This window comes from Pseudomonas paraversuta (genome assembly GCF_904067025.1).
Classification (GTDB): Bacteria; Pseudomonadota; Gammaproteobacteria; order Pseudomonadales; family Pseudomonadaceae; genus Aquipseudomonas; species Aquipseudomonas paraversuta.
On sequence record NZ_CAJFDA010000001.1, the window covers coordinates 2,401,110 to 2,424,305 of the forward strand.

At 60.7% G+C, this 23,196-nt stretch carries 16 protein-coding genes; 3 read left to right on the forward strand and 13 right to left on the reverse strand.

The window, feature by feature from the left end; all coding sequences use genetic code 11:
- Positions 1 to 37: 37 nt before the first annotated feature.
- From JQ848_RS11080 to JQ848_RS11100, 5 genes are all read right to left on the reverse strand, one after another.
- Positions 38 to 1,093, reverse strand: a complete 1,056-nt coding sequence (locus JQ848_RS11080) for a tetratricopeptide repeat protein (RefSeq protein ID WP_010656613.1) — start codon at positions 1,091 to 1,093, stop codon at positions 38 to 40.
- Between the two features lie 239 nt (positions 1,094 to 1,332).
- Positions 1,333 to 2,742, reverse strand: coding sequence for an efflux transporter outer membrane subunit (locus JQ848_RS11085; RefSeq protein WP_202210682.1), 1,410 nt, complete (start codon positions 2,740 to 2,742; stop codon positions 1,333 to 1,335).
- On the reverse strand, positions 2,739 to 5,918 hold the full coding sequence (locus JQ848_RS11090; RefSeq protein ID WP_003445180.1) for an efflux RND transporter permease subunit: 3,180 nt from the start codon (positions 5,916 to 5,918) through the stop codon (positions 2,739 to 2,741). Before JQ848_RS11090 ends, JQ848_RS11085 begins: the two co-directional genes overlap by 4 nt.
- A gap of 15 nt (positions 5,919 to 5,933) precedes the next feature.
- Positions 5,934 to 7,178, reverse strand: coding sequence for a multidrug efflux RND transporter periplasmic adaptor subunit MexE (gene mexE / locus JQ848_RS11095; RefSeq protein ID WP_202210683.1), 1,245 nt, complete (start codon positions 7,176 to 7,178; stop codon positions 5,934 to 5,936).
- A 255-nt stretch (positions 7,179 to 7,433) separates the two neighbouring features.
- Positions 7,434 to 9,626: a TonB-dependent siderophore receptor gene (locus JQ848_RS11100; RefSeq protein WP_202210684.1), complete on the reverse strand. Its 2,193-nt coding sequence runs from the start codon at positions 9,624 to 9,626 to the stop codon at positions 7,434 to 7,436.
- 127 nt (positions 9,627 to 9,753) lie between these two features.
- Here JQ848_RS11100 and JQ848_RS11105 point away from each other — a divergent pair, with 127 nt between their 5' ends.
- The 3 genes from JQ848_RS11105 to JQ848_RS11115 all read left to right on the forward strand — a co-directional run bounded on the left by JQ848_RS11105 (position 9,754) and on the right by JQ848_RS11115 (position 14,553).
- Positions 9,754 to 10,773: an alpha/beta fold hydrolase gene (locus tag JQ848_RS11105; RefSeq protein ID WP_161718575.1), complete on the forward strand. Its 1,020-nt coding sequence runs from the start codon at positions 9,754 to 9,756 to the stop codon at positions 10,771 to 10,773.
- A gap of 568 nt (positions 10,774 to 11,341) precedes the next feature.
- Positions 11,342 to 13,483 (forward strand): bifunctional mannitol-1-phosphate dehydrogenase/phosphatase, encoded by a 2,142-nt coding sequence (mtlD, locus tag JQ848_RS11110; protein WP_127195604.1) that lies wholly within the window; start codon positions 11,342 to 11,344, stop codon positions 13,481 to 13,483.
- A 62-nt stretch (positions 13,484 to 13,545) separates the two neighbouring features.
- The gene (locus JQ848_RS11115) at positions 13,546 to 14,553 is read left to right on the forward strand and encodes an Ldh family oxidoreductase (protein WP_010656608.1); all 1,008 of its coding nucleotides are present in this window, start codon (positions 13,546 to 13,548) and stop codon (positions 14,551 to 14,553) included.
- A gap of 444 nt (positions 14,554 to 14,997) precedes the next feature.
- On the opposite strand, the gene abaF is transcribed toward JQ848_RS11115, so the two are convergent.
- The 8 genes from abaF to JQ848_RS11155 all read right to left on the reverse strand — a co-directional run bounded on the left by abaF (position 14,998) and on the right by JQ848_RS11155 (position 23,186).
- Positions 14,998 to 16,392 (reverse strand): fosfomycin efflux MFS transporter AbaF, encoded by a 1,395-nt coding sequence (abaF, locus tag JQ848_RS11120; protein WP_003445191.1) that lies wholly within the window; start codon positions 16,390 to 16,392, stop codon positions 14,998 to 15,000.
- A 68-nt stretch (positions 16,393 to 16,460) separates the two neighbouring features.
- Positions 16,461 to 17,378 (reverse strand): dihydrodipicolinate synthase family protein, encoded by a 918-nt coding sequence (locus tag JQ848_RS11125; RefSeq protein ID WP_003445196.1) that lies wholly within the window; start codon positions 17,376 to 17,378, stop codon positions 16,461 to 16,463.
- Between the two features lie 133 nt (positions 17,379 to 17,511).
- Positions 17,512 to 18,540, reverse strand: a complete 1,029-nt coding sequence (locus JQ848_RS11130) for a trans-3-hydroxy-L-proline dehydratase (RefSeq protein WP_010656606.1) — start codon at positions 18,538 to 18,540, stop codon at positions 17,512 to 17,514.
- A 9-nt stretch (positions 18,541 to 18,549) separates the two neighbouring features.
- A complete protein-coding gene (locus JQ848_RS11135; RefSeq protein ID WP_003445202.1) occupies positions 18,550 to 19,272 on the reverse strand; it encodes an amino acid ABC transporter ATP-binding protein in 723 nt (240 codons plus the stop codon).
- Positions 19,265 to 19,915, reverse strand: coding sequence for an amino acid ABC transporter permease (locus tag JQ848_RS11140; protein WP_202210685.1), 651 nt, complete (start codon positions 19,913 to 19,915; stop codon positions 19,265 to 19,267). The genes JQ848_RS11135 and JQ848_RS11140 overlap by 8 nt, the downstream gene beginning before the upstream one ends.
- Positions 19,916 to 19,925: 10 nt before the next feature.
- Positions 19,926 to 20,591, reverse strand: a complete 666-nt coding sequence (locus JQ848_RS11145) for an amino acid ABC transporter permease (protein WP_003445208.1) — start codon at positions 20,589 to 20,591, stop codon at positions 19,926 to 19,928.
- Complete coding sequence (lhpI, locus tag JQ848_RS11150) at positions 20,584 to 22,356, reverse strand: cis-3-hydroxy-L-proline dehydratase (protein WP_202210686.1); 1,773 nt, start codon at positions 22,354 to 22,356, stop codon at positions 20,584 to 20,586. The genes JQ848_RS11145 and lhpI overlap by 8 nt, the downstream gene beginning before the upstream one ends.
- A gap of 11 nt (positions 22,357 to 22,367) precedes the next feature.
- Entirely contained in the window at positions 22,368 to 23,186 is an 819-nt protein-coding gene (locus JQ848_RS11155; protein WP_003445213.1) for an ABC transporter substrate-binding protein, read from the reverse strand.
- Between the last annotated feature and the right edge of the window lie 10 nt (positions 23,187 to 23,196).

The following is a 23,196-nucleotide window of genomic DNA, read 5'->3' on the forward strand; positions in this document are numbered from 1 at the left end:
CAAGCTCGTTCCTACAGGTACAGACAGGCAAAGGGGGTCAAAGCCCCTGCTGCAGCGCCGGGTCATCCGGGTTCAACTGTTCCATCTGCGCCAGCAGTACCTGAACGTTCTGGATTTGCCCGGACTCTTTCCAGTAGCGAATCAACAGCACGCGCGCCTTGCGATTGGCCGGCTGGCGTTGCAACAGCTCCTCAAGCTGGCGTTGCGCGGCTTCCAGTTGATCAAGATCGTGCAGGGCAATCGCCAGTTTGTAACGGTAATCACTGTTATCAGGCTCCAGCTCTACGGCTTTGGCCAGACCCAGCAGGGCGTATTCAGTCTGCCCGTGGTTAAGCAGCCAGATACCCAGCGCATGCTGCAAATAAGCAGACTCGGGATGCTCCTCCAGCTGCCTGGCCAGCAATTCACGCGCCCGGTCGGTTTGCCCGCGCTTATCCAGCAACTCCACCTGAGCAACCACGGCCTTGAGATTTTCCGGGTCCAGGGCGGTGACTTTTTCCAGAGCGGCCTGGGCTTCATCCAGCTGACCTTCATGCAGATACAGACGGGCGAGCTGGCCCTGGGCCTGGGGATCGTCGGGGCGGGTTTTGAGATCGCGTTCGTATTCGTCGATTACCTGCTGCAAGGGGGCGAAATACAGGCCTTGCTCATCAGGAGACAAGCCCAGCAGTGCACTGGCGGCGGTAAAGCGTACGCTTTGTTCGGGATCATCCAGCAACGGCCCCAGCAATAGCGTGCGCTGGGCGTTGGGCACCAGCCCGGCAATGCTCTGGATCGCCGCCTGACGGACCAGCGGTGAAGGGTGCAGCAAGTCGGCGTCCGCCAGTTTCAGTGCCTGGGGGCTGGGGTAGTTGGGTAATTCTGCATGCAGGCTGGCACGGCGGATGTCCGACAGGTCGGTGCGGGCCAATTGCTGATAGAGCACCCGGGCCGCACCGGGTTGACCGTTGTGCGCCTGGGCAAGGGCAACCGAATAACTGCTGCTTGTAGAAGGCGCTTTTGTGGCTGGCGCGGGGCGCATCCAATACCAGAGACCGGCTGCGATAAGCGCTGACAGAAGACTGATAGCGAGGTAACGGCGAGGCTGGGTCATGCAATATCCAGAAACAGGCGTGCGGTTGAGGGACAAGATTGGGACAGTAGCCGGTTGGAGTCAAACCCTGATCCGGCAAGCCGCGCTGGCGCTACGCTGCAGATCGCAGCCCCGGGCAGCGACTACGAAGTCGCGAACAGTAAAAACCAGAACCAAAAAAAGCCCCGTGACCGAATGACCACGGGGCTAAAAATGGCTGGATGCGACCAACCAAAGGAGCTCTTGAAACTGCTGTTAAATCAATCGGCGCTGGCGACGGTCTCTGCTTGCCAGCCGCCGCCCAGGGCTTTGTAAATGGCCACTACACCGCGATACAACTCAACCTCGGCCTGGGCCTGGCTGTCTTCGGCCGCCAGACGCTCGCGCTGGGCATCGAGCAACACCAGAAAGTCCACCGTCCCTTCGCGATAACGTATCGCCGCCAGGTCGGCCGCCGCGCGGCTGGACTCGCTTTGGCGAATCAGCGAAACCAGGCGCTGCTGACGTTTGCCATAGTCGCTGAAGGCATTCTCTGACTCTTCCAGCGCCAGCAGCACTTGCTGCTCGTAACTGGCCAGTGCGCCATCGGCCTCAGCGTCGGCCCCGCGCAGACGTGCCCGCACGCTGCCCAGATCAAACGCCGGCCAGGTGATGCGCGGGCCCAGTGCCCAGGCATTGGCTGCCGCCGAACCGATCTGCGAACCACGCCCGGCGGTGAAACCGAGGAAACCGCTGAGGCTGACCCGAGGGAACAAATCAGCCTTGGCCACGCCGATCCGGGCAGTGGCCGCCGCCAGCTTGCGCTCGGCACTCATGATGTCGGGCCGACGCTGCAGCAGGTCGCCGGGGTTGCCGATATTCAGCGCCTTGGCAATGGCCGGCAGCTGCTTGGGCCCCAGGTCCACACTCAATTGCTCAGGCCGCTGGCCCAGCAAGGTGGCGATACGGTTGCGCTCGCGCACCTGCTCGGCCTGCAGTTGCGGCACGCTGGCCTCAACTGCGGCCAGACGCGCATCAGCCCGCATCACGTCCAGTTCATCACCGACCCCGGCATCACGCAGGCTTTGGGTGATGGCTTTGGAGTCTTGCTGGTTTTTCAGGTTGTCCAGGGCGATCCGCTCACGCAGTTGCGCGCCGCGCAGTTCACCGTAGGCATCCACCAGCTCGGCAATCATGGTCACTTGCAGTTGATACAAGTCCGCCGCTGCGGCCTGTTCGTCGGCGTCACTGGCTTCCAGTTCGCGTTGGATACGGCCAAACAGGTCGATCTCCCAGGCCATGTCCAGCCCCAGGTCATACCGCTCACTGTTGACCCGTTTTTCGGTCTGGCCAGGTATCTGGCCTTTGCCCACATCGCTGCTGGCGCGGCTGGTAATGGTCGGCATGGCGTCATTGCTGACGTCATCGCGAATGGCCCGGGCCGCGCGCAGGCGGGCAAAAGCCACGCGCAGCTCGCGGTTACCGTTGAGCGACTGCGTCACCAACTGGTTGAGGGTCGGATCGTCGAATTGCTGCCACCAGATGCCTTCATAATGGGCCCGGTCAAACCCCTTGAGGTTGTCGGCACTGATCTGTGCCGGCTCAGTGACCGGGGTTTTGTAGTCCGGGCCTACGGCGCAGGCACTCAAGGCCAGCACCAGCAGACTTGGCATAAAGACTTTCAGGCTCATTGTTGCGACTCCAGCTTGAGGTGCCTGGCCGCCTTGCGCGCTTCACTGCGCTCCACATAGCGGCGGATCAATACATAAAACACCGGCGTCAGCAGCAGGCCGAAGAAGGTCACACCCAACATCCCGGAGAACACCGCGACACCCATGGCGTGGCGCATTTCAGCACCGGCACCGCTGGAGAACACCAGTGGCACCACACCCATGATGAAGGCGAAGGAGGTCATCAGGATCGGCCGCAACCGCAGACGGCAGGCTTCCAGTACCGCATCCAGCGGGCTCATGCCTTCTTCCTGCTTGTCCTTGGCAAACTCGACAATCAGAATCGCGTTCTTGCACGCCAGACCCACCAGTACGATCAATCCGATCTGGGTGAAGATGTTGTTGTCACCCCCCGAAGCAATCACCCCGGTAATGGCCGACAACAGGGTCATGGGCACGATCAGGATCACCGCCAGCGGCAGGCTCCAGCTTTCGTACTGGGCCGCGAGTACCAGGAACGCCAGCAATACGCAGAGCGGGAACACGAACAGCGCTGTGTTACCGGACAGAATCTGCTGGTAGGTCAGGTCGGTCCATTCGTAGGTCATGCCGTTGGGCAGTTCTTCCTTGAGCAGTTTCTCGATGGCTTTTTCGGCCTGGCCGGAGCTGTAGCCGGGTGCCGCGGCACCGTTGATTTCAGCGGTGATAAAGCCGTTGTAGTGCATCACCCGATCCGGGCCCGAGGTGTCGCTGACCTTGATAAAGGTGGCCAGCGGGATCATCTCGCCCTTGTTGTTACGCACTTTCAACTGACCGATCTGATCCGGCTCCAGGCGGAACTGCTGCTCGGCCTGAACGTTGACCTGATAAGTACGACCGAAACGGTTGAAGTCGTTGGCATACAGCGAGCCCAGGTAGATCTGCAGGGTATCGAAGATGTCGCTGACGGCCACGCCGTGGGTCTTGGCTTTTTCCCGGTCGATGGCGGCATCGACCTGTGGCACGTTCACCGTGTAGCTGGTGAACAGCCCGGCCAGTTCCGGCACGTTGTGGCTTTTGTTGATGATGTTCATGGTTTCTTTGTACAGCTCGTCATAGCCCAGGTTGCCCCGGTCTTCGATTTGCAGGCGGAAACCACCGATGGTGCCCAGGCCCTGTACCGGCGGCGGCGGGAAGATCGCCATATAGGCTTCTTCAATGCCGCTGAACTTGCCGTTCAGTGCACCGGCAATGGCACCGGCAGACATGCTCGGGTCTTTGCGTTCGTTGAACGGTTTAAGGGTTACGAAGACGATGCCGGCATTGGGGCTGTTGGTGAAACCGTTGATCGACAGGCCCGGGAACGCCACTGCGCTTTCTACCCCGGGCTGTTTCAGGGCCAGGTCGGACATGCGTTTGATCACGTCTTCGGTGCGGTCCAGGCTCGCCGCATCCGGCAGTTGGGCGAAGGCCACCAGGTATTGCTTGTCCTGGCCGGGGACGAACCCGGTCGGGGTGTTGGAGAAACCGAAGAAGGTCAGCACCATCAACCCGGCGTACAGGATCAGGGCAATGCCACTGCTGCGGATCACCCGTGCCACGGTACCGACATAGGTATGGCTGGCACGGTCAAAGAAGCGGTTGAACGGGCGGAACAGCCAGCCGCCGAACAGCGTGTCGAGCACTCTGGAGAAGCGGTCTTTCGGCGCGTCGTGGCTCTTGAGCAATACCGCGGCAAGGGCTGGCGACAGGGTCAACGAGTTGAAGGCCGAGATCACCGTCGAAATCGCGATGGTCAGGGCGAACTGCTTGTAGAACTGCCCGGTCAGCCCGGAGATAAAGGCGGCCGGGATAAACACCGCACACAGCACCAGTGCAGTGGCGATGATGGGCCCGGTCACTTCACGCATGGCGCGCTTGGTGGCTTCCACCGGGGTCAGCCCCAGGCCGATATTTCGCTCGACGTTCTCCACCACCACAATCGCATCGTCGACCACGATCCCGATCGCCAGCACCAGTCCGAACAGCGACAGGGCGTTGAGTGAGAAGCCGAACATGTGCATCACGGCAAAGGTACCGATCAGCGATACCGGCACCGCTACCAGCGGAATGATCGACGCCCGCCAGGTCTGCAGGAACAGGATCACCACCAGCACCACCAGAATCAGCGCTTCGAACAGGGTGTGAACCACCGCCTCGATGGAGCCGCGAACAAAGATCGTCGGGTCATAAACGATGCTGAAGTCCATGCCTTGCGGGAAGTTCTTCTTCAGCTCGGCCATCTTGGCCCGAACTTCATTGGAAATATCGATGGCGTTGGAACCCGGACGCTGGAAAATCGGGATCGCCACCGCCGGTTGATTGTTCAGCAGGGAGCGCAGGGCGTATTGGCTTGAGCCCAGTTCAACCCGGGCAATGTCCTTGAGACGAGTGATTTCACCGTCATCGCCAGCGCGAATGATGATGTTCTCGAACTCTTCTTCGGACACCAGACGGCCTTGGGTATTGACCGACAGCTGGAAGCTGGTGGCATTCGGGGCAGGGGGGGCACCCAGGGCGCCGGCAGCCACCTGACGGTTTTGCTCGCGGATCGCGTTGACCACATCGGTGGCCGTCAGATTGCGCGAAGCGGTCTTGTTCGGATCGAGCCACACCCGCAACGAGTAATCGCCCATGCCGAACAACTGCACGTCGCCAACCCCGCCGAGGCGGGCCAGTTCATCCTTGATGTTGAGGATGGCGTAGTTGGACAGGTACAGCATGTCGTAGCGCTGGTCCGGCGAGGTCAAGTGCACAACCATGGTCAGGTCGGGCGAAGCCTTGTCCACCGTGATCCCGATGCGTGTCACTTCTTCGGGAAGCTTGGGCTCGGTACGGGTCACACGGTTCTGCACCTGCACCTGAGCGTTGTCCAGGTCGGTACCCAGGGCAAAGGTGATGGTCAGGGTGATCTTGCCGTCAGCGGTGGACTGAGACGACATGTAGAGCATGTTCTCGACACCGGTAATCGCCTGTTCCAGCGGCGCGGCGACGGTTTCACCTATCACTTTGGGGTTGGCCCCGGGGAAGTTGGCCCGTACCACAACGGTCGGCGGCACCACTTCGGGGTATTCACTGATGGGCAACTGGAACAGCGAAATGCTGCCCGCAATCAGGATCAGCAAGGAAAGCACGGCGGCGAAAATCGGCCGCTGTATGAAGAACTGGGAAAAATTCATCGGAGTTATCGTCCCTTAACCGCGAGGAGTCGCGACGCTGGCCAGCTTCGGCGCGCCATTGGCGGGCTTGGCTGGGGGCAGGTTGCTGGCTTCCAGGGCTTGTCGTTGTTGTGCCAGTGCGGCGAGGGTCTGTTCGCTGGCCATCGGAATCACTTCAGGGGTGACCGGTGAACCCGGGCGCACCCGTTGCAGGCCCTTGACGATGATGGTGTCGCCCTTGTTCAGGCCGCTGCGAACAATGCGCAGGCCTTCGATTTTCGGTCCCAGGTCAACGGAGCGGTACGTAGTGTTATTGGCGCCGTCCATGACCAGCACGAATTTCTTGCCCAGGTCGGTACCGACGGCTTCGTCATTGATCAACACCGCTTCGTAGGTGCCGCTGCCCACCAGTTTGAGGCGCGCATACAGGCCCGGGGTGAAGCTGCCGTCGGCGTTATCGAACACGGCACGGCCGCGGATGGTGCCGGTCTTCGGGTTGACCTGGTTGTCGACGAAGTTCATCTGGCCCAGGTGCGGGTTGCCGTCTTCGTTGGACAGGCCCAGGTAAACCGGGGTGCTCTGACCGCGCTGGCCCTGGCGGGCAAGTTGCGCGTATTTGAGGAATACCCGTTCGTCAGCGTCGAAGTAGGCATACACCTTGTCGGTGGAGACCACACTGGTCAGCGGCGTGACATCAGCGGTGACGATGTTGCCCGCAGTGATTTCGGCACGGCTGACCCGGCCACTGATTGGCGAAGTCACACGGGTGAAGCTGAGGTTGAGTTTGGCCAGGTCCAGTTGTGCCTGAATGGCCGAGACCCCGGCGCGGGCGGCCTGGGAGGCGGTGGTGCGCGAGTCGGCCAGTTCTGCGGAAATCGCATTGCTCTGGCGCAGGCGTTCGCCGCGCTGGGCTTCGTTGTCGGTACGGGTGGCGTTGGCGCGGGCCTGTTGCACCTCGGCTTCAAGACGACGCACTTCGGCCTGGAACGGACGCGGATCGATCTGGAACAACAGGTCGCCCTTTTTCACCAGGGCGCCCTCAGTGAAGGCGACCTGATCAATCTGGCCCGACACCCGTGGACGAATTTCAACGGTCTGCGGAGCTTCAAGGCGCCCGGTGAACTCGTCCCATTCATTGACCGGCTGTTCCAGCACTTTGGCCACACTGACTTTGGCAGCGGGAGCAGGAGCAGTCGCTTGTGGAGTTTTGCCGCATGCGCTCATCACCACGATGGCCAGGGCCGCGAGTGGGAAGCGCAAATGTTTAAGTGACTGTTCCATGGGGGGAGTCCGCCAATCTATTGAGATGGGCGGATAATGCTGGCGCGAGGGCCGGGGAACGAATCGAACCCAGCGAAGATCAATATCATTCAGAATGATACAAAGCCCGGCCAAGCCCTCTAGCTTGCGCCTTTTGTTAGGGAGCTATCAATTAAATTCTTCGTCATGGGCCTGAACCATCTGTAGGAGCGAGCTCTCAAAAATGCCAGCGAAGAGCTCGCGAGCAGGCTCGCTCCTACAGGTGCGGTCAATGCTTCAGAAGTTGATCGAAGCACTCAGGCGGGCGGTCAGCGGCGCGCCCTGGAATACATAGTTGTCGCCCATGTACTCACCCACATCGCGCCAGTAGCGCTTGTCGAACAGGTTGTCGACGGTGAGCCGGAACACGGTGTCATAACCCTCGATACGGGTGCTGTAGCGGCTGCCGATATTGAAGATGGCGTAACTGCCAGCCTGCACACCGCCCTGTTGGCTGGCGTATTTTTTGCCGCTGTATTGCATCCCGCCGAGCAGGGCCAGGCCATCGACCCAGGGCAGGGCGTAATCACCATAAAGACTGGCGCGCAGGGTCGGCACGTTGATGGTTTGATGGCCTTCATACTCGGGCGTACCGCTGCCTGTCACCCGGGCGCGGATCGCCGTCACACTGGCCGATACCTGCAAGCGCTCACTGGCCCAACCGTTGGCCGCCAGCTCCAGGCCGGTATTTTTCTGTTCGCCCGGCTGCACATAGGTGAATGCACCCGCAGTGGCGTCGGGGCGGGCATATTGGTAGTCCTGACGGATCTGGAACAGCGTCGCGCTCAGGCTGATACGCCGCCAGTCGTACTTGACCCCTGCTTCAATCTGTCGTGACAGGGTGGGGGCGAGGGTTTCAAAAGCATTGCTGGCAAACCAGGGCGCCGTGCCACCCAGGGCCAGGCCCTTGCTGTAACGGGTATACAGCGACAGGTTCGGCACGGGTTTGTAGATCAGTGCGGCCTGGGGCAGGAATTCATAGCGCCGGGTATGGCGGCTGGTGTCGCCCTGGTCGTCGAAGGTGCGTTCGTCCAGCAGCACTTCACGGCCACCGAGCACGGTCTGCCATTGCTGGTTAAAACTGATCCGGTCGTTGAAGAACAGCCCGTACTGGCGGCTGTCCAGACGTCGATAGCTGTCCTCGACCGGCCCGTCATAGCGCGCAAAGTTCTCGGGTTCACTGTCGATATTGCCGCTGCCGATCATCTCGTTGATCAGCTCGCGCTGATCCACCACACGGCGGAACGCGCTGCTGCCCACTGTCAGTTCATGGCCGATGCCGCCGGTATCAAACACACCGCTGAGTGCTGCCTGCACTTCATCATTGCGCCGGGTGTCGTCGGGGCTGCGGAAGTCATAGATATCGTAATTGCCTTCTGGGCTGAAGTAGTTGGGTACTGCGCTGCCGGCACAACTGGCGGCGCCATAACAACCCCAGGCAAATGAACTGTAATCATCGATCACCACTTTGCTGCGTGAGGCGCTCAGGCTGCCTTTCCAGTTATCGGTGAAGCGGTACTCAAAGTTGCCGTTGATGTTCAGCGAATCAATGGTTACAGGTTTGGAGCCGCTCTGGTGAGCCAGCAGCTTTTTCGGTGAAGCGTGGTGCGGCAGTTCGGTGCCGCCGAGCAATTGATAGCCCGGCACCGAGCGCTGCTCCTTGTTTTGGTACTCCACATCCAGTTGCAGCAGGGCGTCGGGACTGATGTTCCAGTCGAAAGCCACAGCGGCGAAATCACGCTGGCCATTGGCATGTTCGACGTAGGAGTGGATGTCCTCATGGGCGAAATTGGCACGCAGTCCGAACTGCTGCTCGCTGCCGAACCAGCCCCCCACATCGGTGGCCAGATAACCACTGCCGCGATCATCGGTGGAGACCGTGACGGAGCGTACATCCGCGGCACGCTTGGTCACGTAATTGACTACGCCACCTGGCTCGGACACGCCGCTTTGCAGGCCGGACAGACCCTTGAGCAATTCCACCTGCTGCTTGTTTTCCAGGCCGACGTTTTGCTCGCCGGTGATGGTGCGGCCATTGATCTTGTAGCTGCTGGCCGAATTCAACGAGAAGCCGCGGACCACGAAATTCTGGTAATAACCAATGGGCGCATAGCTTTCACCCACCGAAGCGTCGTTGCTCAATACATCGCTGAGCAGGCGGGCTTGTTGATCCTTGATCAGCGCGTCGGTAAAGACTGAAATCGCCGCCGGGGTATCCAGCAGGGGTGCCGCTTCGAAACCGCCGACCCAGGCGCTGTCGGCCTGATAGCCGGCGTTGTCTTCAGCGGTCACGGCGGTCGCCGGCAACTCGGTATTGGCGCCGTGGGCCACCGGCACTGCGCTGGACAGTAACAGGCCAAGGGTCAGCAGGTTGAGCGTGAACCGCGGGGCGGACTCTCCCTGGTTGAAAGTCCGGTGAAGCCTGTTCATGCAAAACTCCTGAATGATGGGCGGCCTTGAGTGCAGGGCCTGTTCACAGGCGCGCCATCATACAGACGCTACTTAACCTTGGGTTAATGGTGCAATGTGAGGCTCCGGTCTTTTTGAGGAATTGCGCATGCCATTTTTTCTACGCTCATGCCTGGTACTGGCCTGCAGCTTGCCCTTGCAGGCGCTGGCGGCGCCTTCCGCTTCCGCCCCGGTTTATGGCGAGCAACTGCAAGGCTTCGAGTACCCGTACCCGCTGCATCACTTCAACTTTGATTCCCAGGGCCAGACCCTGCAGATGGGCTACATGGACGTTGCCCCCACGGGGCCTGCCAATGGCCATACGGCGGTGCTGCTGCACGGCAAAAACTTCTGCGCAGCCACCTGGGGCGACAGCATCAAGGCCCTGAGCGCGGCGGGTTACCGGGTCGTGGCGCCGGACCAGATCGGTTTTTGCACCTCGAGCAAACCGGCCAGTTATCAATACAGCTTTCAGCAATTGTCGGCTAATACCCATGCCTTGCTCGACAGCCTCGGGGTGGACAAGGCCAGCATCATCGGCCACTCCACCGGCGGCATGCTGGGTACCCGCTATGCACTGCAGTACGCCCCGCAAACCGAGCAGCTGGTGCTGGTCAATCCGATCGGTCTGGAGGACTGGAAAGCCCTCGGCGTGCCATGGCGCAGTGTTGACCAGTGGTACGCACGGGAACTGAAACTCAGTGCCGAAGGTATTCGCCAGTACGAGCAAAGTACCTATTACGCCGGGCACTGGAAGCCCGAGTACGACCGTTGGGTGGACATGCTGGCGGGTCTGAACAAGGGGCCGGGGCACAAACGGGTGGCGTGGAACTCGGCGTTGATCTACGACATGATTTTCACCCAGCCGGTGTTTTACGAACTGCCGGACCTCAAGGTGCCAACCCTGTTATTGATCGGCGATGCTGACACCACCGCCATCGGCAGTGATATTGCTTCAGCGCAAGTGAAGGCCAGAATCGGTGACTACAAAGTGCTGGGCAAACAGGCGGCCAAACTGATTCCCGGGGCCAGGCTGATTGAATTCCCGGGCATGGGCCACGCCCCGCAAATGGAAGACCCGGCGGCCTTCAACAAGGTGCTGGTGGAGCAGTTGAACCTCCAGGGTTGACCCCAAACCCGGAGCTGTGCCAAAGGCTCGCAGCCTTAGTGCCTGGTTAGCGACTGCCCATGATCAAACGAGGATCAAATCAGGATCAAGCGAGTGATCAATCCAGGATCACTCCTTGATTTAGAGCCTCCAAGTGCGTTATAGCTAAAAGGGTATCCAATCGTATTACAGGAAATTACAGCTCCCTATGGATGGAATCACACGTATCAATCGCCAGTCCGGCTCACATTACGCATCCCTGATTGCGCAGTGTGGGCCTCACGTCAAAGGCTGCATTCTTGCAGCGACAGGGTTTGTCTCCCGCCTCTATGCACTCTTGATTCCACCCCGTTGTTTGCCCGCCAGCTGTGCTGACTGGCGCCACTGCTACGTCCCCCCTCCAGATTTTTTCTGATCGCCAGCCGACCCGGCGTGTTTGCATCCGTTTTTAACGGTATGCGCTGTTGCCCGGCATTTTTATCTGATCCCCTCACTTTCTGACCCGACATCCCTGGCACCAGCCAGCTGCAGGTCACGACAGCGTTTGGTTACCCATGACCAGGCGCCGCGCTACAAGGACTCACGAGCCATGATTTATTTCCAGGGTAAAAGAATTTTCAGTGCCATCTTCGATATGGACGGCACCATGTTTGACACCGAACGCCTGCGCTTCAAGACCCTCAAACAGGCCGCGCTCGAGATTTACGGCACGCCATTGAGCGAAGAAACCCTGATCGGTTCTCTGGGCCTGAGTGCCCGCAAGGCCGAAGCGCTGGCCAAGGCCAATCATGGTGAAGATTTCCCTTACGCTGCGGTCCGCCAGCGCGCCGATGAACTTGAACTGGCCCATGTGCGTAACCATGGCGTGCCGATCAAGGACGGTTTGCTCGAAGTGCTCGAGCGCTTGCGCAAGTATGGCCTGACCATGGCAGTGGCTACCTCGAGCCGCCGCGCCATCGCCGAGGAATACCTGATCAATGCCAACGTACTGAAGTACTTCGACGTCACCGTTTGCGGCGATGAAGTGGAGCAGGGCAAGCCCCACCCCGAGATTTTCCTCAAGGCCGCCAGTGCCCTCAATTGCCTGCCGGGCCACTGCCTGATGCTCGAAGACTCCGAGAACGGCCTGTTGTCGGCGATTCGTGCCGAAGGGCAGCCGATCCTGATCGAAGACATCAAGCCTCCGGCAGCCGAAGTGAAGGCCGGTGCGCTGAAGGCGTACCAGAACATGCACGGTTTTCTGGGCGACCTCAACCAATGCATGCCGGATCTGGGCACCCCCGAACTGAACGAGAGTTTCCCCCAGGCCCTCAATCAATTCAGTGTCGGCATCCACGGTTTCGGGGCCATGGGCGGTGGCTACCTGACGCAGATTTTCTCCCACTGGGATGGCTACACCCGGCCTTGCGAGATTATCGCGGCCACCCGTTCGCGGATGCTGCGCGACACCATCCAGGCCTTTGGCCGCTTCAGCGTGCGCTATGGTGCGACCTCGTTCGACCAGACCATTGAAAACCTCAGAATGATCGACATGGATGACGCCCAAGAGGTGATCCGCATGTACGACGAAGCTGAAATAGTCGGGCTGAGCCTGCCGGAAACCGCGATCCGCAAACAGGCGGACGTCATTGCCAGGGGTTTGATCCGGCGCTTTGAGCGACGCGGGCGTGAGTTGACGATTCTGATTGTGTTGAACAAGGTCGGCGGCGCGGACTTTGTCCGCCGCCATGTGCGAGCCCAGCTCGAACTGCTGGTTGCACCGCACCTGTGCCAGAAAATTCTGGATAACACCCACTTTGCAGAAACCGTGGTCAGTCGCATTGTCTCCAAGCTGTCCAACGAGTCGCTGGTGCGCCAGTTGCGTATCAAGTCGAAAATCTTCCAGAACAGCCTGACTGACGACACCGTCGTACCCACGGCAAGCCCGAAAACCCCGGTGCCGGAATACGAACGCCTGATCAGCCGCTTTCGGCCATTTGCCCAGTCCAGCAATGCACTGAGCCAGTTGCATTTGATCCTGTTCAACAGCGAGTCGGACATGCCGTTGTATGCCGAACGCTGCAGTAACCTGCTGGAGCGTCTGCGCCAGGTCAGGACAGTTGACGACATCACCCAGACCCAGGTGATGAAAAACCTGTTGTGGAACGGGCCCCACGCCATCATTGCCTGGTACGCCAGCCGCCTGGGCTATTCGTGGTTGGGGCAGGCCATGGGCGACCCGCGGGTCAGTGCTCTGGCCGAGCGCTTGATTCGTCAGGAAGTGGGCCCGGCCCTGGTGGCCGAATACCCGCACATGGCGCAAGCTGTCGAGAGTTTCTCGAACACATTTCTCGCGCGCTGCAACACCTCGTTCAAGGACCCCTGTACCCGCGTCGGCCGTGATCCGCTGCGTAAACTGCAGCGCAACGAGCGGATTTTCCGCAGCATCGATCTGGCCAAGAAACATGGCATCGACTGCAGCGCCCTGGAGTTTGGCAGCGCCCTGGCGCTTCATTACGCGCTGCGTTCCACAGACAGCAAGGATCAGGAAAGCCAGTTGATGCGCACCCTGTATCAAGACAGCGGCAGTGTCGAGACGGTGCTGACCTACAGTGCAAATTACAACGGCCGACCGTATCCGGGGCTGGATCCGGTCAAGGACGCTGAACTGATCGAGGCCATCTCCGGGCATTTCCGGAGCCTGGCGGCCATGGAACCGGACTGTGCTGAATTCGTCATGGCCCGGGCCTAAAGCAATCAAGCGCGCAACGCCTTGAATGGGCCAGTCTGGTGGGTCTGTTCAAGGAGATGATCATGATCCGACTGTCCCTGGTCCAAGCCAAAGAGCTGGCCGAATCCATCCTGTTGCATAACGGTTTCAATCCGGCCCATGCCCGCGCAGTGAGTGACACGGTACTTGCCGGGGAGCGCGATGGTTGCGCTTCCCACGGCCTGTATCGGGTGCTGGGCTGTGTCAATTCACTGCGTGCGGGCAAGGTCTCGGCCGATGCCGAACCCCGGGTGATCGACCAGGCACCTTCCATTGTTCGGGTGGATGCAGCGGGCGGTTTTTCCCAGCTGGCGTTTCAGGCGGGTTTGCCGTTACTGCAAGAGAAGACCCGGGCCAACGGGATTGCCGCACTGGCGATCAATCGTTGTGTGCATTTTTCCGCATTGTGGGTGGAGATCGAACAATTGACCGCTGCCGGTCTGGTGGCGCTGGCCTGTAACCCGAGCCATGCCTGGGTTGCGCCGGCGGGCGGGAGCCAGCCGGTATTCGGCACCAACCCGATTGCCTTCGGCTGGCCACGTGCGGGCAAGGATCCGTTTGTATTCGACTTCGCCACCAGCGCCATCGCCCGTGGCGATATCGAGTTGCACCGGCGGGCAGGCAAGGCAATTCCCGAGGGCTGGGGGGTTGATGCCCATGGCCAGTCCAGCACTGATGCCAATGTGGTACTGGACTCGGGAGCGATGCTCACGTTTGGCGGGCACAAGGGCTCGGCGCTGGCGGCGATGGTGGAACTGATCGCCGGGCCCTTGATCGGTGACCTGACCAGTGCCGAGTCACTGGCCTGGGACGCGGGGAGCAAGTCGTCGCCGTACCATGGTGAATTGATCATCGCATTCGATCCGCAGCGTTTTCTGGGGGCCGCCACCGAGCAGCATCTGGCCCGGGCCGAGGTGTTGTTCGAAAGTATCGAAGGGCAGGGAGCACGATTGCCGTCGCAGCGCCGTTATGAAGCCCGGGCGCGCAGCCTGGTGGAAGGGGTACAGATTCCCGAAGCCCTGTACCACGACCTGCTGGCGCTGAAATCCTGAGCCATCACTCCTAACGAGCTCGTCTTCTGCAGGAACGAGCTTGTCTGCAGGAGCGAGCTTGTCTGTAGGAGCGAGCTTGCCTCGCGAGCTTTTTGTCATTGCGATGAAAAGCTCGCGAGACAAGCTCGCTCCTACAGTTCAACGGTTCAACGGTTCAACGGTTTCAACGCTGTACTTCAGGCCAGTGAGTCTCCACGACGGGCTGTGGTCTGTGCATTGCCATCCAGCGCGGATATGCGCGCCGCCGATTCCGCATCCACCTGATGCAGCGACTTGCCCAATCAACCCAAACGAGCTCGTCTTCTGCAGGAGCGAGCTTGTCTGTAGGAGCGAGCTTGCCTCGCGAGCTTTTTGTCATTGCGATGAAAAGCTCGCGAGACAAGCTCGCTCCTACAGTTCAGGGTTTCAAATGTTTCAGGATTTCAAAGGTTTCACCGCCGTACTTCAGGCCAGTGAGTCTCCACGACGGGCTGTGGTCTGTGCATTGCCATCCAGCGCGGATATGCGCGCGGCCGATTCCGCATCCACTTGATGCAGCGACTTGCCCCGGGTTTCACGGGTCAGGCCCACAGCCACAATCGAGATCAGCGCCGCTCCCACCAGGTACCAGGCGATCGGCGTCGAGCTGTGGTACTTGTTGAGCAGGGTAATCGCGATCAGCGGTGCCAGTGAACCGGCGAAAATCGGCGCCACCTGATAGCACAGCGAAAGCGCGGTATAGCGCACATGGGTCGGGAACATCTCGGCCATCAACGCCGAATAGGGGGCATAGGTCATCGACTCTATCGCCAGGCCCAATGTGATGGCCGCCATGATCAGCCAGTTATTGCCGGTGTCCATCATCGGAAATCCGACAAAGCCCCAGAACCCGGTGAGCACCGCTCCGACCAGATACACCGGTTTACGTCCCACCAAGTCAGACAGGTAACCCATCAGCGGGATCATGAAAAAGTGCAGCAGGTGCGCGCCGAACATCAAAAACAGAATCTCGGAGGTGTCCTTGTGCACCACCAGCTTGAGGTAGGTGATCGAGAAGGTCACGACGGTGTAGTACAGAATGTTTTCTGCAAACCGCGCACCGATACCCACCAGCACGGAGCGCCAGTGGTGACGCAGCACTTCAATCACTCCGAGTTCCTGCTGTTTGTTTTGGGCCTGACGGGCCTGGGCTTCCTTGAAGATGGGCGCATCGTCGACGCTGGTACGAATCCAGTAGCCGATCAGCACCACCACCGCCGAGAACCAGAAGGCTACACGCCAGCCCCAGGAGAGGAATTGCTCCTCCGAAAGCGTGGTCGACAACAGCAGCAACGCCACGGTAGCCACCAGGTTGCCGGCGGGAACTCCGGCTTGCGGCCAACTGGCCCAAAAGCCCCGGCGGTTATCCGGGCAGTGCTCTGAAACCAGCAGAATGGCGCCGCCCCATTCCCCGCCAAAGGCGAAGCCCTGGATCAGCCGCAGCAACACCAGCAGCACCGGTGCGGCGTAGCCAATGGTATCGAAGCCGGGCAGGCAGCCCATCAGGAAGGTGGTGATGCCGACCACCACCAGGCTCAGTTGCAACAGGCGTTTGCGGCCGAACTTGTCACCATAGTGACCGAATACCAGGCCGCCGATCGGCCGGGCGAGAAAGCCCACTGCATACAGGGCAAAGGCCGCGATGATACCGTCGATCGGGCTGTCGGTCTGGCGGAAAAACAACTGGCCGAAGACCAGTGCCGAGGCGGTGCCATACAGAAAAAATTCATACCATTCGGCGACGGTACCGGCCATGGCTGCGGCCACGACACGTTTGAGTCCCGCAGGGCTGGTGGTTGCGTGAGAGGATTGAGTGGACATGCTGGCACTTCCTGTAGGTGCGCTAAAACGGGCAGCCGGGCGGGCAGTCAGAGCCCCCCGGCAATCACTTAAAGACCGACGTCCGGCAGATGCGGACGGTTGGCCAGGGCCTTGGCCATAATCTGTTCCACATACTCGCGATCAGCCTGTGGCAGGGCCAGACGCGGCGGGCGGGTCAGCGCACTGCCGCGCCCGGCAATCGCTTCGCACAGCTTGATGCACTGCACCAGATCGGCACGGGCATCCAGGTGCAGAATCGGCATCAGCCACTCATAGATCGGCATGGCTTCGGCAAAGCGTCCGGCCTTGGCCAGGCGGAAAATCGTCTCGCCTTCCTTGGGGAACACGTTGGACATCCCCGAGACCCAGCCTTCAGCCCCCACGGCAAGGCTTTCCAGTACCACGTCATCAAGACCGGCGAACAACACAAAGCGGTCGCCCACCTGATTGCGGATGTCGATAAAACGACGGGTGTCGCCGGACGAGTCCTTGAAGCACACCACGTTGTCGCAGTCGGACAGGGAGATAAGAATTTCCGGGGTCACGTCGTTTTTGTAGATGGGCGGGTTGTTGTACACCATCAGCGGAATGTCGGCGTTTTTGGCCACGTAGCGATAATGCTCGGCGGTTTCGAACGGCTTGGAACCGTAGACCAGGGCCGGCATCAACATCACACCGTCAACGCCGACCTTGCGCACCGCGTTGGCCACTTTGGCGGCTTGCACGCTTGTGAACTCGGCAACGCCACAGATAACCGGCACCCGACCGCCGGAGGCGGCCACTGCAACCTCGGTCACGGCGATTTTTTCTTCGGCGCTCAGCGAGGTGTTTTCCCCCACCGAGCCGCACACCACCAGACCAGATACGCCGTCACGGATGACGTTGGAAATCACCTGGTGGGTCTTGTCCAGGTTGATTGTGAAGTCATCGTTGAATTGAGTGGTTACCGCTGGAAAGACACCACTCCAGTTTATGGGTTTGCTCATTGTCTGTTGCCTCTGCTGTTGTAATTGTATTTCGTATACGATTTAAAGCGTCGGTACTTTTCTCTCTGCAGGCGCTCGCTCGGGAGCTGTGCTGTGAAAAGCTTGCGCCTACAGAAGGGTTACCGGGGGAGGGTCAGGCGCCTGGCCAGGTATCGGACAGACGATAGCCCTGTGGCCAAGGGTCGCTCGGGTCCAGCAGATGCTGGTGGGTGCCGGTAATCCAGGCCCGCCCGGAAATGCACGGATAGATCGCTGCACGCCCGGCGACTTCGGTCATGGAGTCGATACGGCAATGAAATTCGGAACCTATGAGCGAGCGCCCGATAAAACGCTCCCCGACCTGCAACAGTCCTTTGGCCTGCAATACCGCCATGCGTGCAGAGCACCCGGTGCCGCAGGGCGAACGGTCGATCTTGCCGGGACGGATGACCACGGCGTTGGCGCCAGTGGCGATGCCTTGCTCGTACACCACAGGTGCGGCGATCTGGCAAAAAGAAATATGCGACCAGTCAGGGTTCAGCGGGTGCACGAAGCCCAATTGCTCATTGGCCGCATGGGTGATTTTCAGCCCCACCGCCACCAGCTCTGCCGCTTCGTCCGGGGTGATGGAGAAGCCCAGCTCCCGGGCATCGGCGATGACAAAACTGTCGCCACCATAGGCGGTGTCGACCTTGATCGAACCCAGCCCCGGAACTTCGATCCAGGCATCCAGCCGGTCGGCGAAGGAGGGCACGTTTTTGATTTCGACCCGCTCAACCTTGCCGTCGCGGCAATCGGCCACGGCTTCGATCAGCCCGCCCGGGGCTTCGAGTATCAGCCTGGTCTGGGGTTCGGTCATGGGCAAAATGCCGCTGTCGAGCAACACCGTGGACACGCAGATCGAGTTGGAGCCCGACATCGGCGGGGTGTCGGCAGGCTCCATGATAATCCAGGCCATTTGCGCCCGCGGGTCTTTGGCCGGGACCAGCAGATTGACGTGGCGGAACACCCCGCCGCGGGGCTCATTGAGGACAAAATTGCGCAGTGTCTGATCCTGGGCGATCCAGCGTGACTGTTCCCACACCGTGGCACCGGGTGGCGGCGCGACGCCGCCGACAATCACGTCCCCGACCTCGCCCTCGGCGTGACAGCTGACCACATGAATGACTTTGGATGAGCGCATGGTTTTCTCCTATTTCACAGATTTGAGGAATGCTGCAGTTTCAGGATGCAGGGGGTTGCCGATGACTTGATCGGGGGAGCCGATCTCGTGCACCAGGCCATTGCGAAAGAACGCCACTCGGTCGGAGACATCACGGGCAAAGCGGATTTCGTGAGTCACCAGGACCATGGTCATGCCGTCTTCGGCCAGCATGCGCATGGTGTCCAGCACCTCGCCCACCAGTTGCGGATCGAGGGCCGAGGTCGCTTCGTCGAACAACATATAGTCCGGCGACATGGCCAGGGCGCGGGCGATGGCCATGCGCTGCTGCTGGCCGCCGGACAGTTTGCCGGGGAAGGTCTTGAGCTTGTCGCCAAGGCCGACATGGGTCAGTTGTTGCACCGCCAGGGCTTCGGCTTCAGCCTTGCTTTTACCCAGTACCTTGCGCGGGGCCAGCATCACATTCTCCAGCACGGTCAGATGCGGGAAGGCGTTCCATTGCTGGAACACGATGCCGATTTTTTGCCGCAGCCGGTTGAGGTCGGTGGCCTTGTCGTGCACCTCGATCCCGTCTACGCGAATATGGCCTTTCTGGATCGGTTCCAGGCCGTTGATGCACATCAACAGGGTCGACTTGCCGGAGCCGGAGCCGCCGATTATCGAAACCACTTCGCCCTTGTTGACCGTCAGGCTGACGCCCTTGACCACTTCCAGATCGCCGAAGGATTTGTAGACGTTGTCGATCTCAATCATTTTCTTGCCACCTTCTTTCCACACGAGCGCCAAGGCGGGCGACCACCAGGCTCATGACGTAATAGATAAGCCCCGCGATGCACAACACCAGCATCGGTTCCTGGATACGGGTAACGATGGTTTGCGAGGCGCGCAGCAGTTCAACGATGCCGATCCACATCACCAGCGCGGTGTCTTTCATCACGCTGAGTACCAGATTGAGCCAGCCGGGAAACGCTACCCGCATGGCGATCGGCAGCACGATGTAGCGCAGGTCCTGCAGGTAACTCAGCCCCAGCGAGCGGCTGGCCCGGCGCGTGGTGAAGGGCACCGCCAGGACGCCGCTGCGCACGATTTCGGTGAAGTACGCAGCGGCGTATACCCCCAGCACAATGCAGCCGACGCTGAAGGCACTGATGTTCAGGCCGATGATGCTCTTGAGCGAGTTGAACAATACGAACTGGATCAGCAATGGCACGCTGCGAAACACGTCCAGGACCCAGGCCAGCGGCAGGCTGGCCCTTGGCAACATGGCCCGCAACAGGCCGAAGAGCAGCCCGGCGAGGGTGCCCAGCAGGATCGCCCAGGCGGTCAGTTGCAAGGTGACCCAGGCGCCCTCCAGCAAAAATAAAAAGTCATTCCAGGTAAAGCTGGTGGAAAACATGCTCACGTCCTCAGTAACGGAACAGACGCCAGGCCATCAGCCGGGCTACCGCAACGATCGCCTTGGCAATCAGGTAATACAGCACCGCAGCAATGGCGAAGTATTCGAAGGTGCGAAAGGTTTTGACGTTGTAGTCCTGGGTGACGCCGGTGAGGTCGTTGTTCAATCCGACGATGACCCCCAGCGAGGTCATCAGCACCGCCCACACCATCTGGTTGGTCAGCGGGTAGAACACGATGCGCAACAGCTGCGGGACCACGATCATGCGGTAGGTCTGGAAGGCACTCATGCCCAGCGAGCGCGCAGCCCGCACCTGGGTTTCGGGCACGGCCTTGAGACCGCCGCGAAAGTTTTCGGCCAGGTAACCGGCATTGTTGAAAGTGATCCCGGCCAGCAGCGCGATCCATGAGCTGACATGCAGGCCGAGGGAGCCGAGCCCGAAGTACAGGACATAGATCTGGAACAGCGACGGAGTGTTGCGGGCGATGGAGACCCAGCCGTTGCCGATGCCGCGCAACAGCGGGTTTTTGGTTTCGCGCATGACCGTCAGCGCGAGGGCGATCAACACCCCGAAGATCATCGACAGTGCTGCGGTCTCAAAGGTCACCAGGGCCCCGGCCAGCATGTCCGGCAAGGCGCGCAGGGCTGAGCGCCATTGAAAGGTGTAATCAAACATGGGCGGGTATCTCCTGTGAGGCCGCCGCTGGCAGCCATTGCGGCAGACCGCCGTCGGCCCTGGCGCTGCAGGCGGCATTCACGCATTCGGCGAGGCTGGCGAAGTGCACCTTGCGCCCCACCAGTCCCGGTGCGTAGTGGGCGTACTTGGCTGAATTGGTCATCAGGGTGGTGGCCGCGCAGGGAATCACCGGTTCACCCAGCATGCACCAGCAGGTATCGCTGATCAGGGTCGCGCCGAAGCCTTCGATCACCGCGATATGCCCGGCTGCGCGGGCCTGCTCCAGCACCGCGCGGCCACAGGTGATGACCACGGCTACCTCGGGGTGTTTGTGCCGCCCCTGGCACAGGCCGGCCAGACGCGCGAACTCGCTGAGGGAGAAGTGCGGATTGCCCAGGGACACCACGTCCACCCCGGGGTCACTGGCACTGTTGAGTTCGTGCCAGCTGTGCAACAGGTCCGTCAGGCTGATGGTGACCACCGGCACCGGGCCATCCAGTACCTGTGCCGGGTCGAGGGCCTCGGGTGTGACCCCGGCGATATGGAACAGCGGGGCGGCGCTGGTGGTGGCAAAGGCCGCACCGAACGCCTTGAGATCGTCCAGATCCGGCTGCCTGTCTTCCAGCCCGAGGATCAAGGGAATACGGCTGCCGGCCAGGGCGCCGATGTGGTAGCCCAGCAGCGGGTAGAAGGCATCGTCCAGCTCGCCCAGGGCGGGCAGCTCGACTTGCAGCCGGGCTTTGCGCTGATCCTCCAAGTGGCAGCCAATCAAGGGCGCGCGGCCGGTGAGGGCGATGCAAATGTCCAGATAATCGGGGTATTTAAGGGTGCGCGCGCCTAGCACGCTGTTGGCGTAGACCACTGCGTTGGATTCGGCCCAGACGATCTGTTCGCCGACCTTGGGTGCGCTGTCCAGCAGATAGGGGGCGCAGGTAAAACTCAATTGTGCGCCCATGGCCATATAGGCATCGCCCAGGGCACTGGCGGGCACACCCAGAGCCGGGTCGACCCCCAGTTCGCGCCAGCGGCGCTGGTCGACAGAGATTGAGTTGAGGGTAGTGGGCACCCGTACTTTGGCGCCCCATTCCACCAGTTGTCGGGCAAAGCGCAGACTGGCAGGCCCGGTATAAATGCAGCCGTCGATATGCGCCTGGCTAATGTCCAGCAGCTGTTCAGCGCCCTGTAGCTGTGCCATGCGCAGCACAATCTGCATGGCCACCTGAGCGGCCTTGCCATGCTCACCGTCGAGCAGGGCGCGGTCGTGTCGGGTCAGCTCGATCGAGCAGACCGGTTCCTGGTGTTGTGCCTCGTTGAGCGGTGGCGACCAGCCATCGTCCGGCGGAGCATCGAACAGGCTGACCCGGTCTCCCTCGACCCGGGCAAATGCCCCGGCGCGCAAGCGGGCGAAGGCCTCGTTGCCGATGCACAGCACCGGCAGGGAGCGTTCGAACAGGGTCTGCGCCACCAGCACGCCAAGGGTCAGAATCTCATCGGCCTCGGCCAGCACCAGTGCCGCGGGGGCGTGGCCATTGCTGATCAGCTCCATCAGCACACTGCTGCCGGTACAGGAGCCGCGACCACTGGGAATCGCCAGTATCTGCCCGCCCAGGTGCTCGCCGCTGAGGGGGTGGTGACGGTCAATCACCTCCCCGGTGAACGGCTCGACCCCGCCCCAGAAGCTCAGCCCCACATCAGCGAACAACAATGGGCCCTGGGCCGCGCCGCTGATCAGACTGCGGCCGTTGAGAGAAGTGATCCTCGACATGCTGGCCGACCTCAGTAGTACACGTCAGGTACGGTCAGGTTCGCCGGCGGGATCTCGGTGCCGACCCATTTCACCCACAGCTCCTTGTAACGCCCGGTGCGCACTTGCTGGTTGACGAACAGGTTGAGGTAGTTGAGCAGGCCGTACTCGTTGCGCTTGGCCCCCAGGGACACGTAATCGACCACGTAGGGTGCGTTACCCGCGACTTTCAGATTTTTGTATTTGCCTGACTTGAGGGTGGCGGCGGCCACAGTGTTAGTGACCACAGTGGCTTCGATATGGCCCTGGGCAACGGCCAGCAGGGTGTCGTTCTGCGACTGGTAGGCCCGGAACGAGCCGCTGCCCCAGCTTTTCACGTCTTTTTCCAGGGCAATGGCTTCATAGGTGCCACTGGTATTGCCCAGGGCCTTGCCCTTGAGGTCGGCGAAACTGTTGATCCCGGTGTCGTCGCGGGTCAGCACCACCATCTGGAAGGCAAAGTAAGGAATGCTCAGGCCGACGGTTTTAGCCCGCTCCAGGGTGTCGGAGGTAGAGGCCACGATGATGTCGGCGCGCCCGGAGACCAGCGCCGGAATCCGGTCCGGAAACGGGGTTTCGACAATTTCGGCATCCACGCCCAGCACTTTCGCCAGATCGTTGCAGTAGTCCACGTCAAAGCCCACCGGCTTGTTGGCTTCATCCCGGGAGCCCATGGGCGGGAAGTCCAGGGTTACGGCGCAGCGCAGTTTGCCCGAGCCAATAATGTCGTCGAGTTTGTCGGCCTGGGCGGTGGCGATGAAGGAACTACTGATAACAGCGCTGAGAGCTACGGCAAATACGGGGTTTTTCATGGACGCCTCG

Excerpts from the sequence above, each read along its gene's own strand:
- JQ848_RS11080 (WP_010656613.1), bottom strand. The coding sequence starts at position 1,093 with ATGACCCAGCCTCGCCGTTACCTCGCTATCAGTCTTCTGTCAGCGCTT.
- JQ848_RS11085 (WP_202210682.1), bottom strand. The coding sequence starts at position 2,742 with ATGAGCCTGAAAGTCTTTATGCCAAGTCTGCTGGTGCTGGCCTTGAGT.
- JQ848_RS11090 (WP_003445180.1), bottom strand. The coding sequence starts at position 5,918 with ATGAATTTTTCCCAGTTCTTCATACAGCGGCCGATTTTCGCCGCCGTG.
- mexE (WP_202210683.1), bottom strand. The coding sequence starts at position 7,178 with ATGGAACAGTCACTTAAACATTTGCGCTTCCCACTCGCGGCCCTGGCC.
- JQ848_RS11100 (WP_202210684.1), bottom strand. The coding sequence starts at position 9,626 with ATGAACAGGCTTCACCGGACTTTCAACCAGGGAGAGTCCGCCCCGCGG.
- JQ848_RS11105 (WP_161718575.1), top strand. The coding sequence starts at position 9,754 with ATGCCATTTTTTCTACGCTCATGCCTGGTACTGGCCTGCAGCTTGCCC.
- mtlD (WP_127195604.1), top strand. The coding sequence starts at position 11,342 with ATGATTTATTTCCAGGGTAAAAGAATTTTCAGTGCCATCTTCGATATG.
- JQ848_RS11115 (WP_010656608.1), top strand. The coding sequence starts at position 13,546 with ATGATCCGACTGTCCCTGGTCCAAGCCAAAGAGCTGGCCGAATCCATC.
- abaF (WP_003445191.1), bottom strand. The coding sequence starts at position 16,392 with ATGTCCACTCAATCCTCTCACGCAACCACCAGCCCTGCGGGACTCAAA.
- JQ848_RS11125 (WP_003445196.1), bottom strand. The coding sequence starts at position 17,378 with ATGAGCAAACCCATAAACTGGAGTGGTGTCTTTCCAGCGGTAACCACT.
- JQ848_RS11130 (WP_010656606.1), bottom strand. The coding sequence starts at position 18,540 with ATGCGCTCATCCAAAGTCATTCATGTGGTCAGCTGTCACGCCGAGGGC.
- JQ848_RS11135 (WP_003445202.1), bottom strand. The coding sequence starts at position 19,272 with ATGATTGAGATCGACAACGTCTACAAATCCTTCGGCGATCTGGAAGTG.
- JQ848_RS11140 (WP_202210685.1), bottom strand. The coding sequence starts at position 19,915 with ATGTTTTCCACCAGCTTTACCTGGAATGACTTTTTATTTTTGCTGGAG.
- JQ848_RS11145 (WP_003445208.1), bottom strand. The coding sequence starts at position 20,591 with ATGTTTGATTACACCTTTCAATGGCGCTCAGCCCTGCGCGCCTTGCCG.
- lhpI (WP_202210686.1), bottom strand. The coding sequence starts at position 22,356 with ATGTCGAGGATCACTTCTCTCAACGGCCGCAGTCTGATCAGCGGCGCG.
- JQ848_RS11155 (WP_003445213.1), bottom strand. The coding sequence starts at position 23,186 with ATGAAAAACCCCGTATTTGCCGTAGCTCTCAGCGCTGTTATCAGTAGT.